Consider the following 14,362-nt stretch of genomic DNA (forward strand, 5'->3'; position numbering starts at 1 on the left):
CAACGTTTACGGCATGGACTACCAGGGTATCTAATCCTGTTCGCTCCCCATGCTTTCGCTCCTCAGCGTCAGTACCGGCCCAGAGTGCTGCCTTCGCTGTCGGTGTTCCTCCTGATATCTGCGCATTTCACCGCTACACCAGGAATTCCCCACTCCTCTACCGGACTCCCGTCACAGCAGTATCGAGTGGCCTCTTGAGGTTGAGCCTCCAGTTTTCACACCCGACTTACCGAACCGCCTACGAGCTCTTTACGCCCAATAAATCCGGACAACGCTTGCTCCCTACGTGTTACCGCGGCTGCTGGCACGTAGTTGGCCGGAGCTTCTTCTGCAGGTACCGTCATTTTCGTCCCTGCTGAAAGAGGTTTACAACCCGAAAGCCTTCATCCCTCACGCGGCGTGGCTGCGTCAGGCTTTCGCCCATTGCGCAAGATTCCCCACTGCTGCCTCCCGTAGGAGTCTGGGCCGTGTCTCAGTCCCAGTGTGGCTGATCGTCCTCTCAGACCAGCTACCCGTCGATGCCTTGGTGAGCCGTTACCTCACCAACTAACTGATAGGCCGCGAGACCCTCCCGAAGCGCCGGAGCATTTCCTCACCAGACCATGTGATCCGGTGGGGGTATCCGGTATTAGCCCGAGTTTCCTCGGGTTATTCCAGTCTTCGGGACAGGTTTCTCACGTGTTACTCACCCGTTCGCCACTCACTCATGTGACCCGAAGGTCGAGTGCGTTCGACTTGCATGTGTTAGGCCCGCCGCCAGCGTTCGTCCTGAGCCAGGATCAAACTCTCCGTCAAAATCTCCAGCCGGAGCCGCCGAAGCGGTGCCGACCTTCGAATCAGTGGTGCGACACCGCCCGAAGGCGGTGCCGACGCGAGTTCGAGGTCGATCGGGACACCAATCCCGGCCGACCTGGCACAGGCAATGGTGGTCGGCCTAAGCCGGCCACCGTTGTCCGTTCAGTGCTATTGAAATTGTTCAGGGTCTGTCCAGCGACGACTCGCGATCGTCAGGTGGACAGCCCGCACTGGCTTTTTCGTCCTCTATCCCGTTTTCAAGGAGCACCTGGAGACCAGAGGCCTCCCGGCACACGCCAAAGAGCGCGGGACGAATCCCGGCAGAGGCGGTGGTGCCCTCAACCCGTCGCAGCGATTCGATCCGATTGGACCTGCCGCTGGGCGGGCGCCCACGCTACGGCGACGATTTCGCCCGGTCAAGGACGGCTCCGGCACCCGTGAGTAGGGAAACACTATCCCTGCCTCCCGCGGGCACCAACCCGCGATCCGCGGATTCTCACCCCAAACGTCACTTTCCCGCCGTAATCGCGGTGGTCCGTGAACCTCGAGGCCGCCGGCCCTTCTCAGGTCGACAGGAGTTCAGTCGACCACCAGGAGGTGGCGATTCCGGCGCCCCTTCTGGAGCAACACGTACCGTCCCTCCACCAGCGCATCGTCCGGAAGGGCCAGAGCATCAGGGTCCTGTCGTCGCCCGTTCACCGACACCCCGCCACCGGACACTGTTCGACGGGCATCACCTCGAGAGGCACAGAGACCAGTGGCATGTAGAACATCGATCAGCGACTCTTCGCCCTTTAGGTCAACAGCCGCAATAAAGGTTTCCGGCACAATCCCCCTTAGAGCATCCAGAACCTCAACCGTGGGCGCCTCCTCACCAAATAGCCCCCGAGCCGCCAGCCCGGCCCGAGCCGTCTCATCGGCTCCGTGAACCAGGGTGCACACCTCGTCGGCTAGTCGATGCTGCGCGGTCCGGAGTTCCGGCGCAGTGGCATGATCGGCCATCACCGCTGCCACTTCGTCTACCGACACCAGCGTGAGCTGTAGCAGGAGCCGTTCGACGTCCCGGTCGTCCACGTTCACGAAGTACTGGTGCATCTCGTAGGGCAGGGTGCGGGCTGAATCCAGCCAGATTGTGCCGTCGGCCGTCTTGCCGAACTTGGCTCCGTCGGCCCGCGTGACCAGTGGAACGGTTAGGCCGTGGGCGGTCCCCGACGATCGTCGACGAATCAGGTCGATACCGGCCGTGATGTTGCCCCACTGGTCTGAACCGCCCACCTGCATCTCACACCCCAGGCGGTCGTGTAGTTCAGTGAAGTCGTTGGCCTGGAGGAGCATGTAGCTGAACTCGGTGAACGAGATTCCCTGGTCTCCGGCTAGGCGGGCCCGGATGGACTCCTTGCCGAGCATGGTTCCCACCGTGACGTGCTTGCCCACGTCACGGAGGAAGTCCAGAACTCCTACGTTTTCGGTCCACTCCCGGTTGTCGACCATCACCGCTGCCTGGCCTTCAAGGTCCGGGTCGCCCTCGAACCGGAGGAACGACCGGAGTTGGTTGGTTACTGCCTCCGCGTTGCGGGTCAGGGTCTCGCCGTCCAGCAGGTTGCGCTCCTCGGACCGACCGCTGGGATCACCAACCATCCCCGTGGCCCCTCCGGCCAAGGCGATTGGCCGGTGTCCGGCGTCCTGGAACCGACGCAGCAGGAGCAGCGGAACCAGGTGTCCGATGTGAAGGCTGTCGGCCGTCGGGTCGAAGCCGCAGTAGACGGTGACCGGACCCTCGGCCAGGCGGGAACGTAAGGCCTCCAGGTCGGTGCTGTCCTGCACTAGGCCCCGGGCCACTAGGTCGTCGAGGATGGCCCCTCCGATAAAGCCGTCGGAGTGCGGTTCGCCCATGGGCACCAGTATGGAGCCTCCGACCGGCCCGACCCGACCCCTTTGGGCCTTGGACCAACGACCCCGGCCCGGCAGGTGCCAGCCGACACGGTTCGGGGTCGTCGGGGAGCCAGACTGGGTCCATGCGGATCCTCCCTCCGGGCCTCGTGCGCGCCGTGTGCACGGTGACCGCCCTGGCAGCTGTGGCCACCTCCTGCTACCGCTACGAGACTCGAGAGTTTGAGATCTCCATACCCGAGCAGGCCGAATCCTCGGTGGTTGTGGCCCGCGACGGGCGCCACATCACCACTCTGGTCGCACCCGAGAATCGGACCAGCGCCCGCACCCTGGCCGAAATCCCGCAGATGGTGCGCGACGCCGTAATCGCAATCGAAGACGAGCGTTTCTACATCCACGATGGCTTCGACCTCAAGGCCATCATCCGGGCCGCCCGGACCAACCTGGAGGCCGGCGGGATCAGCCAGGGCGGCTCCACCATCACCCAGCAGTACGTGAAGTTGGCCATCATCCGCAATACCGAGCGGACGGCCAGCAGGAAACTCGAGGAGGTCTGGTACGCCACCCGCCTGGAAGATGAGTACTCCAAGGACTTCATTCTCCTGCAGTACCTGAACACCGTGTACCTGGGCCACGGGGCGTACGGGGTAAAGGCAGCAGCCCAGAGCTACTTCAACAAGGACGTGGCGTACCTCAACCTGTCTGAGGCGGCCCTGATCGCCGGGATCATCCAGCTGCCCGGGCGATACAACCCGTTCCTGAACTACTCCAAGAGCCTCAAGCGCAGCCACATGGTGTTGGACAGAATGTTGGCCAACGAATTCATCACCGAAGAGCAGCACGCAGCTGCCGTGGCCTCGCCCCCCCATCTTGAGGAGTACTCGGCCCGTCTCGAGACCCGTTATCCGGCTGGGCATTTTGTGGAAGAGGTCCGGCGCTGGTTCCTGGACAACCCGGCCTTCGGTCCCAGTCGCGGGGTCCGGGAGCGGCTGCTCTTCGAGGGTGGTCTGCGCATCGAGACCACCGTCGACCTGGACCTCCAGCAGGCCGCCGAGCAGGCGGTGGAGAGCCACATTCCGGGAGGGAGGGGGCATCCGGACGCCGCCGTTGTGGTCCTCGAGACGGGAACCGGCCAGGTGCTGGCCATGGTCGGAGGCCGAGACTTCTTCGATACCGACGAGGACGCCAAGGTCAACCTGGCCATCGGGGTCGGGCGCCAGGTGGGCTCCTCGATGAAAACCGTCGGCCTGGCTGCTGCTCTGGAGGCCGGCTGGCTGGCCACGGCCACCTACACCGCCCCCAACGTGATCGAGTTCGAGATCCCGGGGGCCGACGAGGACAACAAGGTGTGGCGGGTCACTGGTGGGGTGGGCGGCCACGACGCCACCGAGGCTCGCTTCGAGCACGGCCTCCAGGCCCTCCTCCAGTTCGTCCGACGAGAGGACCACGCTGACGTTCCAGCAGACCATGTAGAGACCATCCGGGTGGAGAAGGAAAAGGACGGGGAGACCGAGATCACGTACGAGGCCGTGGACCTCACCCAGTGGGTGGCCAACCGGCGGTACGACTACGACCGGGAGCGACTGTTCGCCGACCGGATCGAGATCCTGGAGGCCATCCCTACCTGGTCGTGGGAGCCGTCGGACGGCCAGGAGATCCTGCCGCCGCCCGATGCCGAGGAGGTGACACTGATCCGAGCCACCCGCAGTTCGCTGAACACCGTCTTCGCACAACTCAGCATGGAGATGGGGGCCCACCGGGTGGTCGATATGGCCCGACGGCTGGGCATCCGGTCGACCATCCAGCCCGTGAACTCAAATGTCCTGGGCACGTCCAACACCACCATGCTGGATATGGCTACCGCCTACCACACCATCGCCAACCGGGGCGTCAGGATCGCGCCGAGTTACGTGACCCGCATCGCCCGGGCCGACGGCACCACGCTCTGGTCGTGGTCGCGTGAACAGGAACGGGCCCTGGACTCCCGTCTGGCCGACGAGATCACCTGGATCCTTGAACGCACGGTGTCTCAGGGAACGGGATGGAGGGCCGAAATGGAGGACCGCCCGTCGGCCGGTAAGACGGGAACCACCCAGAACTACGCCGACGCGGTGTTCGTTGGCTACACCCCCCAGCGCACGACGGCCGTCTGGGTGGGCTTTCCGGAGGCCCAGATCCCCATGATTCCGCCGACCACCGACCGGAAGGTCTACGGCGGGACCTACCCGGCCATGATCTGGAAGAACGTGATGGAGGCTGCCCATTTCGGGCTACCGGTCGAGCAACTGGTCACTTCGGACCCGACCCTCGGCGTCGCCTCGACGCCCATCATTCCGACGCCCATTGTTCCCACCACCGCGGCGCCCGAGCCAGCGGATGACGGGCCCACCGACGGGCGCATCCCCACGCCCGAATTGCTCGGCCTCACCCTGGCCAACGCACGAAACTTGCTGACCACAGCTGACCACGGAATCCGGATCCTGAGCGTGGTGGAGGTCGAGATGGAGGGCACCGAGCCGGGCACCATCATCGGACAGGCACCCGACGTGGGCTCGACCATGGAGCCAGATGGCTCGATGCTGGTCGAGATCACGATCGAGCCACAACACCCAGACGGTGTCGTGGTCCCTGCTCTAACCCAGCGGCTGTTGTCGTCAGTGACGCCCACGCTGGAGGCGCTGGGCCTCGGCTACCAGATCGTGGAGGTCGCTGATCCTGATGAACCAGAGTGGACCAGCGGGCTGGTCTGGTCGCAGGAACCAGCGCCGGGCACGGTCGTGGAGGCCGGTGCGGTGGTCATCCTCCGGGTGGCGCCGTGACCGGTGAGCAGCGGGACCGGGCTGGGCCAGGCACCTTGGCGCTGCGAGCCTTCCTGACAGTCTTAGTGGTGGCCATGGTTGTGCTCTGGGTCTACGCCTTCTTCCTGGCACCTTCTGGCAACCCGGATCGCCTCGAGGACCGATCATGGCCGGCAGCTGCCGAGGCCAGGTGCTTGGCGGCCCGGGCCGCCATCGCCGAGCTCCCGCCGGCCGCCCGGGCCACCGACGTGGTAACCCGGGCCGACGACATCGACCTGGCCACCGACGTGGTGGTCAGCCTCGTGGCCGACCTGGGCCAACTTTCCGGAGGGACCGTCGACGACCAAGTGATGATCGAGAAGTGGCTGGCCGACTGGGCGGTCTACATCGGCGACCGTCGCCACCACGCCGTCCGACTCCGCCTGGAGGGCGATGTGAGGCCCCTACTTACCGCTCTTCCCAGCGGCAGCGGGAGCTTCGTAAAGCGGATGAACGGTTTCGCCCGGGTCAACGACATGGAGGCCTGTCTGGACCCAGGCGACATGTAGCCGTCAAGAGGATCTCATGAAATAGTTCTCAGGCCTCCCGGAGGGCGTTCAGGCGGGCCAGGGCTCGCTCGGCCAGGCGGATCAGGCCCCGGTCCGCCCCCAGCGACAGCAGGTCGGCGGCGTTCACCCATCGGAGGGCCTCTGACTCGTGATTTCCGACTGGGACGACGCCGGGTGGCGCCACTACGAGGAACCGCACGTCGTGGTGCTCGTGGGGGTCCTCAGCCGGCGGATCAACGATGTGGACGTCCAGGTCGATGGCCGGCTCGACGACCCGCAGCCCGTCGATTCCCGTCTCCTCGATCGCCTCCCGGAGTGCCACGCGGGCCAGGTCGCCGTCGCCGTCGGCGTGGCCACCCGGCTGCAGCCAACGCTGCAGCTTGGTGTGGAACAGAACGAGGATGCGGTTGTCCGACGGATCCACGACAAGGGCCGAGCCGGTCAGGTGGCCGGGTCGACAGGTCCGGGACAGAGCGTCGGGGTGAGAGGCCAGCAGATTCAGGATGCGGTCTCGATTCGGACCGGCCGGGCCGGCCGCCACGACGTCCGCCGGGTCCGGGGTAGACCGCCCGGTCATTTCGCTGATCCCGGCGGTGGCTCCCTCGGGCAACCCCGGATCGATTTCCCGTTGGCCGTTCACCCTCCCAGGTGGGCTCGGACAGCTTGCGGCGGGGGCATTGGCACGTGGTCGCCCACCGACACCCCGACGTAGTACACGGTGGCGGTCAGCACCAGGTGGTCCTCCACTCGGGCTTCGAAGGCCATATCGAACGAGGTGGTCCCCCAGCGGACCACCTCGGCCGTGACCACCAGGTCGTCGTGGACGCCGGCCGGCCCGTGCCAGGTCAGATCGGCCCGCCGCAGCATTATCTCCCAGCCTGTCTCTTCGAAGTTCCCGTCAAAGGTGCGAAGCCAGGTGTCGGAGACGTCGTCTAGGTAGGCCAGGTAGTGAGCGTTGAACACCACGCCCTGAGCGTCGACCTCGCCATATCGGACCCGGATGGTCTGTGTGTAGGTCACGGTCAGGCCAACAAACGGGTCCGTTGGGCAGCCAGCTGCTCGGAGAACCGTCCCCGCTGTACGGCCACCGGCCCTGGTCCGGCGCCCCCTGGCGTGGTCCGCCGCCGGACGGCGGTACCGGGATCTAGTAGGTCAGCCGCCTCAGGGCCCAGCCGCTCGTCGGCGGCCACCAGGTCGGCCAGCGAGCCCTCACCGGACAGGGCGGCCCGGACTAGCGCTCCGACCACGGCGTGGGCGTCCCTAAAGGGCATGCCTGCGGCCACCAGGTGCTCGGCCAGGTCGGTGGCTGCCGCGTACGGGCTATCGGCCGCCTCGGCCATGCGGTCGGTCTGGAAGACCAGCGTGGACACCATGCCGTCCAGGGCCAGCAGCGTGAGCCGGATGGTGTCGCAAGCATCGAATAGCGGCTCCTTGTCCTCCTGTAAGTCCTTGTTGTAGGCCAGGGGGAGACCCTTCAAACTGGTCAGGAGGCCGGTTAGGTGGCCGACGAGGCGTCCGGCCTTGCCCCGGGCCAACTCAGCGATGTCAGGGTTCTTCTTCTGGGGAAGCATGGATGAGCCGGTCGAGAAGGCGTCGTCGAGGTCAACGAAGCCGAACTCGTCAGTGGACCACAGGACCAACTCTTCACCGATCCGTGACAGGTGGACCCCGAGCAGGGCGAGGGCGAACAGCGCCTCGGCCACGAAGTCCCGGTCGCTCACCGCGTCCAACGAGTTCTCAAACCGGGCGGCGAAGCCCAGGTCGGCCGCCACGCCGTCGGGGTCAAGGGGCAGCGACGACCCAGCCAGGGCTCCGGCCCCCAGCGGGGAGACGTCGGCCCGGTCCCGGGCGTCCAGGAGCCGGTCCACGTCCCGGGAAAGTGCCCAGCCGTGGGCCAGCAGGTGGTGGGCCAGAAGGACCGGCTGGGCCTGCTGGAGGTGGGTGTAGCCGGGCAAGTACGCCTCGCCGGCGTCGTCGGCCCGGGAGGCCAGCGTGTCCTGGAACGAGGTAACCAGGGCGGATAGGTCGGTCAACTCCCGCAGGGTCCAGAGCCGCAGGTCGGTGGCCACCTGGTCGTTCCGGCTCCGACCGGTGTGGAGTCGGGCCCCGGCGTCGCCGGCCAGCTCGGTTACCCGCCGCTCAACGGCCGTGTGCACGTCCTCGTCGCTGGCCTGGAAAGTGAATGACCCGTCGGTCATCTCGGCCTCGGTGGCGTCCAGTGCCTCCAGCACAGCGGTCGCATCGTCCTCGGTCATCAGGCCCACTCGGGCCAGCATCCGGACGTGGGCCCGCGAGCCGGCGACGTCATCTCGAAACATCCGCCGGTCGAAGGGCAGGCTGTCGTTGAGGGCTTGGAGGGCCTCGTTGGAGCCTCCCTCGAACCGTCCGTGCCAGAGCGTGGCCATGGTCCTAACCCTCCCCCCGGGCGGCTCGCCGGGCCACCGTCCGTAGCCGCAGAGCATTCAGCTTGATGAAACCCTCGGCGTCAGCCTGGTCGTAAGCCCCCTCGTCCTCCTCGAAGGTGGCGATGGCCTCGTCGAAGAGGGTGTCGTCGGACTCCCGCCCTACGACCTCGACGTTGCCCTTGTAGAGCCGCACCCGGACCCGTCCGTTCACCCGGGCCTGCGAGTGGTCGATGGCCACCTGGAGCATTTCCCGTTCGGGGCTGAACCAGAAGCCGTCGTAGACCAGTTCGGCGTACCGGGGCATCAGCTCGTCCTTGAGGTGGGCCATGCCCCGGTCCAGGGTGATCGACTCCATGGCCCGGTGGGCCTTAAGCAGGATGGTCCCGCCGGGGGTCTCGTAGGCGCCCCGTGACTTCATGCCCACGAACCGGTTCTCCACGATGTCGATCCGGCCGATGCCGTTGGCCCCGCCCACCCGGTTCAGCTCGGTCAGGACCTGGGCGGGCGTCATGGGGGTCCCGTCGAGGGCCACCACATCGCCCCCCTGGTAGGTGAGGTCCAGGTAGGTGGCCTCGTCGGGAGCTATCTCGGGGCTAACCGTCCACCTCCACATCTCGGAGGTGGGCTCGGTCCAGGGGTCCTCAAGCGGACCGCCTTCGTAGGAGACGTGCAGGAGATTGGCGTCCATGGAGTACGGCGACTTGGTACCGCGCTTCATCTCCACGGGGATGTCGTTCTCTTCGGCGTAGTCCAGGAGGCTCTGCCGGGACCCCAGGTCCCATTCCCGCCACGGGGCGATGATTTTGATGTCGGGCTGGAGGGCGTAGGCCCCCAGCTCGAACCGGACCTGGTCATTGCCCTTACCGGTGGCGCCGTGGCTGATGGCGTCGGCGCCTGTCTCGTCGGCGATCTCCACCAGCCGCTTGGCGATGAGCGGCCGGGCGATAGACGTCCCTAGGAGGTACTCGCCCTCGTATAGGGCGTTGGCTCGGAACATGGGGTACACGTAGTCCCGGACGAACTCCTCGCGGAGGTCCTCGATGTAGATCTCGGTCACGCCCATGGCCTCGGCCTTGGTTCGGGCCGGTTCCAGTTCCTCGCCCTGGCCCAGGTCGGCCGTGAAGGTCACCACCTCACAGCCATAGGTCTCCTCCAACCACCGGAGGATGATCGAGGTGTCCAGCCCACCCGAGTAGGCCAGCACCACCTTGTCGACCGCCTTCCGGGCGGTGTCGTCGCTGCTCACGTCTCTATCCCTCTTCCCCGTGAATCATCCGTGTCCTGCTCAGAGCCCGGCCAGGGCCCGCAGGGTGTCGGCTAGCTGCTCGCCGGTCGTGTCCTGGGCCGCCACCACCATCAGGGTGTCGTCGCCGGCCACCGTACCGATGGCCCCGTCGATGCCGGTCCGGTCGAGGGCCGACGCCACCACGTGGGCCGACCCGGGTGGGGTCCGCAGCACCACGAGGTTGCCCGACGACGCCACGTCGACCACCCATTCGCCCAGCACCCGCCGTAGCTGGTCCCGGGGAACGTTCTGGTAGGCCGGGTGTTCGGGGATGGCGTAGGCGGTATCGCCGCCCGGTAGCCGGACCTTCACCGCCCCCAGGTCGTCAAGGTCACGTGACACCGTGGCCTGGGTGGCTGCCAGGCCATCATCGGCCAGAAGGCTGACGAGCATTTCCTGGCTGGTCACCACGTGGTCGGCCAGCAGTCTGCTGATCCGGTGCTGTCGATGGTGCTTGCTCACGCTCCGCTCCCTCCGTCGGTGGCCTCACCCAGCAGCCAGGCCAGCAGGCCTCGGGCAGCGTGCATCCGGTTGGCGGCCTGGGGCCAGACTCGGCTGGCTGGCCCGTCGACCACGCCGTCGGTGACCTCCTCGCCCCGGTGGGCGGGCAGGCAGTGTAAGAAGACGGTCTTTGGTCCGGCGGCCCCCATTAGGTCCTCGTCTACCCGGAAGCCCTCGAAGTCCCGGTGCCGTTGGGCGGCCTCATCCTCCTGGCCCATGGAGGTCCAGACGTCGGTGTAGACCACGTCGACGCCGGCCACCGCGTCGGTCGCCTGGTCGAACTCGGCTACCACCACGCCGGCGGCCGCCAGGCGATCCCGGTCGGCCTCCGGCAGCCGGTAGCCGGGTGGCCCGGTGAACCGGACCTCGGCGCCCAGCATCCCAGCCGCCAGTGCAAGCGACCGGAACATGTTGTTGCCGTCGCCGACGTAGGCGACGGTCCTGCCGGCAAGGTCGCCGAACTCCTGCTGCATCGTGAGTACGTCGGCCAGGGCCTGGAGTGGATGGGCCTTGTCGGACAGCATGTTGACGATGGGCACCAGGTCCTCGCCGGCCATCCGCTCCACCGTGGCGTGGGCGAAAACCCGGGCGCCGATGCAGCCGTGGTAGCTGGCCAGAGTCCGAGTGACGTCCTCGACGGACTCCCGGACGTCCATTCCCACCTCGCCAGCCTGGATGTACATCGGATGTCCGCCCAACTGGAAGACGGCCATCTCCATGGAATTGCGGGTCCGGGCCGATGGCTTCTCGAAAACCAGTGCCATGCCCTGGCCCTCCAACACGCGGGGTGGCGACAGGTCGGTGGCCAGGTCCAGGACCCGGTGTAGCTCGTCCACCGTCAGGTCGTCGATCTCCAGCAGGTGTCGCATCAGGCCGTCTCCCCGGCGGATCCGGCCGCCAACACTTCTCCCAAGATCTCTGTGCCCTCGACCAGTTCAGCTGACGACACAGTCAGCGGTGGCGCCATCCGCAACGCAGTCGGCGTGATTCCGTTGACGACCAGGCCAGCGTCCAGGCAAGCCCGAGCCACCTGAGGCGCCGTTCGTTCGGCCAGCACCCCTGGGGCCAGCTCGGCTCCGAGGAGGAGGCCCTGGCCCCGTACCGATGAGATCCCGGGCAGCCCCTCGAGCAGGCCGGTCAGCTCGACGCCACGTTCCCGGGCCAGCCGGGGGGCGTCGATCTCCTCCATCACCCGCAGCACCTCGCGGGCCGCCGCGGCGGCCACCGGCTGGCCGGCGAACGTGGAACCGTGGTCGCCGGGGCCAAAGGCGGCGGCCACCTCCGTGGTGGCCCATACAGCCCCGATGGGGATCCCGTTGCCGAGTGCCTTGGCCACCGTCACCACATCGGCCCGGATGCCGGCGTGGTGGAAGCCGAACCAGGCCCCGGTCCGTCCCAGGCCGGTCTGGACCTCGTCCATGACCAGCAGGAGGCCCCGTTCGTCGCATAACCGCCGGATGTCTCGTAGGAAGCCCTCCTCGGCCGGATTGATCCCTCCCTCGCCCTGGAGGGGTTCGAGCAGAATGGCCCCGACCGACGGGTCGAGAGCTGCCTCAAAGGCCGCCACGTCGTTCCACGCGGCGTGCCGGAACCCCTCGGGAAGGGGTTGGAACGGCTCGTGCTTCTCTGGCTGGCCGGTAGCGGCCAGGGTGGCCAGGGTCCGGCCGTGGAACGACCGGAAGGCGGAAAGCACGCCGTGCCGACCTCGGCCGTGGAACTTCCGGACCAGCTTGAGGGCAGCCTCGTTGGCCTCAGCTCCCGAGTTCTGAAATAGGACACGTCCCGGCTGGTCCTGATCGGTCCCCGACCGCACCAGCCGGTCCAGCCGCTCGGCCACCTCTAGCTGGGGTTCGGTCACGAACAGGTTGGACACGTGAATCAGCGTGGAGGCCTGCTCGGCCACTGCGGCAGCCACCCGGGGGTGGGCGTGGCCCAGCCCAGTGACGGCCAGGCCGCACAGGAAGTCCAGGTAACGGTGGCCGGCGTCGTCGAACAGCTCGGTCCCGGAACCCCGCACGAAGGTGAGTGGCGGGATGCCGTAGTTGCCCATAAGCCTCTCGGCCCAGAGCTCGGGTCCGGTGGTCGTCACGGCGCCACCCCGTCGACACCCCGGCCGTCTGCGGCTACCCCACCGTCGGGTAGGACCATGGTGCCGATGCCCAGGTCGGTGAACAGCTCCAGCAGGAGGACGTGGGGGATCCGGCCGTCAACCATGTGGGCCGAGCCCACTCCGGCCTCTACAGCTTCGATGCAGGCCTGGACCTTGGGGATCATGCCGCCGCTTATCGTGCCGTCGGCGGTCAGGGTGGCTAGTCCGGACAGGTCAATCCTCGAGATCCGTGACGACGGGTCGTCCACGTCGGTCAGGAGACCCTCTACGTCGGTGAGGTAGAGGATTCGTTCGGCGCCCAGAGCGCCGGCTAATGCGGCGGCCACCGTGTCGGCGTTGATGTTGTAAGCCTGTCCGCTGGGGTCGACGCCGATGGTCGACACCACGGGGATGAGGTCCTCGGCCAGCAGCCGTTCGATGATGGCCGGGTTGATTGAATCGACGTCGCCCACGAAGCCCAGTTCGGGGTTCCGGGCCGAGGCCTGGATTAAGCCGGCGTCCTCGCCGGACAGGCCGACGGCCAGCGGTCCGTGCCGGTTGATACCCGACACGATCTCCCGGTTGACCTTGCCGACAAGCACCATTCGGGCCACGTCCAGCGTCTCGGCGTCTGTGACCCGCAGACCGTCCCGGAACTCCGACTTGATTCCCAACCGGTCCATGAGGGCGCCGATCTGGGGCCCACCGCCGTGGACTACGACGGGTCGGATGCCTACTGAGTGCATGAGGACCACGTCCTCGGCGAACTGGGTGGCCAGAGCCTCGTCGACCATGGCGTTTCCGCCGAACTTGACCACGATGACCGAGCCGGAGAATCGCTGAATGTACGGCAGGGTCTCCACGAGTACGGAGGCCCGCCGCTCGGGTGAGAAGCCGGATTCGGAGGGTGTCTGCTGGTCCATGTCGTCCTCCACGGCCCTACGAGGTCCGCATGTTCTCGTCGATGTAGGCGTGGCTGAGGTCGGTGGTGACGATCCACGCCATGCCGTCGCCTTGCCCCAGGTCCACGCCGAGGTCCAACCGCCGCCCGGCCATGTGGACAGCTAAGGCCTGCTCGTCGACGTCGCAGGCCTGCCCCTCGGCGTAGACGACCTGTTCGCCGTAGGTGATGGTGATGGTGTCGGGGTCGAAGGTGATGCCGGCAGCTCCCATCTCGGCGGCGATCCGTCCCCAGTAGGGGTCCTCGCCGTACCAGGAGCACTTGACCAGCTGGCAGTTGGCGGTGTCCCGGGCGCCTTTGGCCGCCTCTGCGTCGGTGGCCGCTCCGGTGACGGTCAGGAACACAGTCTTGGTGGACCCCTCAGCGTCGTTGGCCATCTGCACGGCCAGGTCTCGGCAGGCGTCAGCCAGGGCGGTCCCCAGGTCAGCTGTGTCCACCGGTCCGGCCGTCCCCGAGGCCAGCAGCAGGACGGTGTCATTGGTTGACTCGGCGCCGTCCACGGTGAGGCAGTTGAACGAGACCCCGACGGCGTCTCGCAGCAGGTCGGTGGCCGTGGACGGGTCAACCTCGGCGTCGGTGGTCAGCACGGCCAGCATGGTGGCCATATTGGGCTCCAGCATGGCAGCACCCTTGGCTACCCCGCCGACCGTGAACACGCCCCCCGTAGTTGTCGGACCGGTGGCCACCGTGGTCTTAGGAACTTTGTCGGTGGTCATCATGGCCACCGCGGCGGCCGGTCCCCCATCGGGGTCCAGGGCGGCAGCTACCGACGGGATGGCCGGGGCGATCCGGTCCATGGGAAGCGGGTAACCGATCCAGCCTGTAGAGCAGACGAGCACCTCGTGGGGAGCGCAGCCCACGGCCTCGGCAGTGAGGGCGAACATGGCTTCGGCGTCAGCCCGACCAGCGGCCCCGGTGGCCGCGTTGGCGTTGCCGCTGTTCAGGATTACGGCGGCTGCCCTGCCTCCGCTGGCCGACAGGTGGTCCCGACAGACCAGAACGGGCGGGGCCGTCATCCGGTTGGAGGTGAACACTCCAGCTGCCGTGACCGGGGCTCCATCTGTGGTGGCCACCATGGCCAGGTCATCGG

Annotated in this window: 12 protein-coding genes and 1 rRNA gene; 2 read left to right on the forward strand and 11 right to left on the reverse strand. The window is 66.9% G+C overall.

Features of this window, described 5'->3' with window-relative positions; all coding sequences use genetic code 11:
* Together MK181_09950 and tyrS are read right to left on the reverse strand one after the other, a co-directional pair.
* A 16S ribosomal RNA gene (locus MK181_09950) occupies positions 1-795 on the reverse strand; the annotation flags it as partial.
* A gap of 579 nt (positions 796-1,374) precedes the next feature.
* Complete coding sequence (gene tyrS / locus MK181_09955; GenBank protein ID MCH2420122.1) at positions 1,375-2,688, reverse strand: tyrosine--tRNA ligase; 1,314 nt, start codon at positions 2,686-2,688, stop codon at positions 1,375-1,377.
* Between the two features lie 122 nt (positions 2,689-2,810).
* Here tyrS and MK181_09960 point away from each other — a divergent pair, with 122 nt between their 5' ends.
* Together MK181_09960 and MK181_09965 are read left to right on the forward strand one after the other, a co-directional pair.
* On the forward strand, positions 2,811-5,504 hold the full coding sequence (locus MK181_09960) for a transglycosylase domain-containing protein (protein MCH2420123.1): 2,694 nt from the start codon (positions 2,811-2,813) through the stop codon (positions 5,502-5,504).
* Positions 5,501-6,031, forward strand: a complete 531-nt coding sequence (locus MK181_09965) for a hypothetical protein (GenBank protein MCH2420124.1) — start codon at positions 5,501-5,503, stop codon at positions 6,029-6,031. The genes MK181_09960 and MK181_09965 overlap by 4 nt, the downstream gene beginning before the upstream one ends.
* 28 nt (positions 6,032-6,059) lie before the next feature.
* On the opposite strand, the gene MK181_09970 is transcribed toward MK181_09965, so the two are convergent.
* From MK181_09970 to argJ, 9 genes are all read right to left on the reverse strand, one after another.
* Positions 6,060-6,671, reverse strand: a complete 612-nt coding sequence (locus MK181_09970) for an NUDIX hydrolase (protein ID MCH2420125.1) — start codon at positions 6,669-6,671, stop codon at positions 6,060-6,062.
* Positions 6,668-7,051, reverse strand: coding sequence for an acyl-CoA thioesterase (locus MK181_09975; GenBank protein ID MCH2420126.1), 384 nt, complete (start codon positions 7,049-7,051; stop codon positions 6,668-6,670). Before MK181_09975 ends, MK181_09970 begins: the two co-directional genes overlap by 4 nt.
* A 2-nt stretch (positions 7,052-7,053) precedes the next feature.
* A complete protein-coding gene (gene argH, locus MK181_09980; protein MCH2420127.1) occupies positions 7,054-8,436 on the reverse strand; it encodes an argininosuccinate lyase in 1,383 nt (460 codons plus the stop codon).
* Between the two features lie 4 nt (positions 8,437-8,440).
* On the reverse strand, positions 8,441-9,682 hold the full coding sequence (locus MK181_09985) for an argininosuccinate synthase (GenBank protein MCH2420128.1): 1,242 nt from the start codon (positions 9,680-9,682) through the stop codon (positions 8,441-8,443).
* 39 nt (positions 9,683-9,721) lie between these two features.
* Positions 9,722-10,183, reverse strand: coding sequence for an arginine repressor (gene argR, locus MK181_09990; protein ID MCH2420129.1), 462 nt, complete (start codon positions 10,181-10,183; stop codon positions 9,722-9,724).
* Positions 10,180-11,091: an ornithine carbamoyltransferase gene (gene argF, locus MK181_09995; GenBank protein ID MCH2420130.1), complete on the reverse strand. Its 912-nt coding sequence runs from the start codon at positions 11,089-11,091 to the stop codon at positions 10,180-10,182. Before argF ends, argR begins: the two co-directional genes overlap by 4 nt.
* On the reverse strand, positions 11,091-12,311 hold the full coding sequence (locus MK181_10000) for an aminotransferase class III-fold pyridoxal phosphate-dependent enzyme (protein ID MCH2420131.1): 1,221 nt from the start codon (positions 12,309-12,311) through the stop codon (positions 11,091-11,093). Before MK181_10000 ends, argF begins: the two co-directional genes overlap by 1 nt.
* Complete coding sequence (gene argB / locus MK181_10005; GenBank protein ID MCH2420132.1) at positions 12,308-13,246, reverse strand: acetylglutamate kinase; 939 nt, start codon at positions 13,244-13,246, stop codon at positions 12,308-12,310. Before argB ends, MK181_10000 begins: the two co-directional genes overlap by 4 nt.
* A gap of 4 nt (positions 13,247-13,250) precedes the next feature.
* Positions 13,251-14,362 (reverse strand): bifunctional glutamate N-acetyltransferase/amino-acid acetyltransferase ArgJ (argJ, locus tag MK181_10010; GenBank protein MCH2420133.1); only part of this gene is annotated, 1,112 nt, incomplete at its 5' end.

The sequence above is a fragment of the Acidimicrobiales bacterium genome (assembly GCA_022452035.1).
Classification (GTDB): Bacteria; Actinomycetota; Acidimicrobiia; order Acidimicrobiales; family MedAcidi-G1; genus UBA9410.

What these genes read in the sequence shown, in the direction of transcription:
- tyrS (MCH2420122.1), bottom strand. Translation starts at nt 2,688, where the DNA reads ATGGGCGAACCGCACTCCGACGGCTTTATCGGAGGGGCCATCCTCGAC.
- MK181_09960 (MCH2420123.1), top strand. Translation starts at nt 2,811, where the DNA reads ATGCGGATCCTCCCTCCGGGCCTCGTGCGCGCCGTGTGCACGGTGACC.
- argH (MCH2420127.1), bottom strand. Translation starts at nt 8,436, where the DNA reads ATGGCCACGCTCTGGCACGGACGGTTCGAGGGAGGCTCCAACGAGGCC.
- argF (MCH2420130.1), bottom strand. Translation starts at nt 11,091, where the DNA reads ATGCGACACCTGCTGGAGATCGACGACCTGACGGTGGACGAGCTACAC.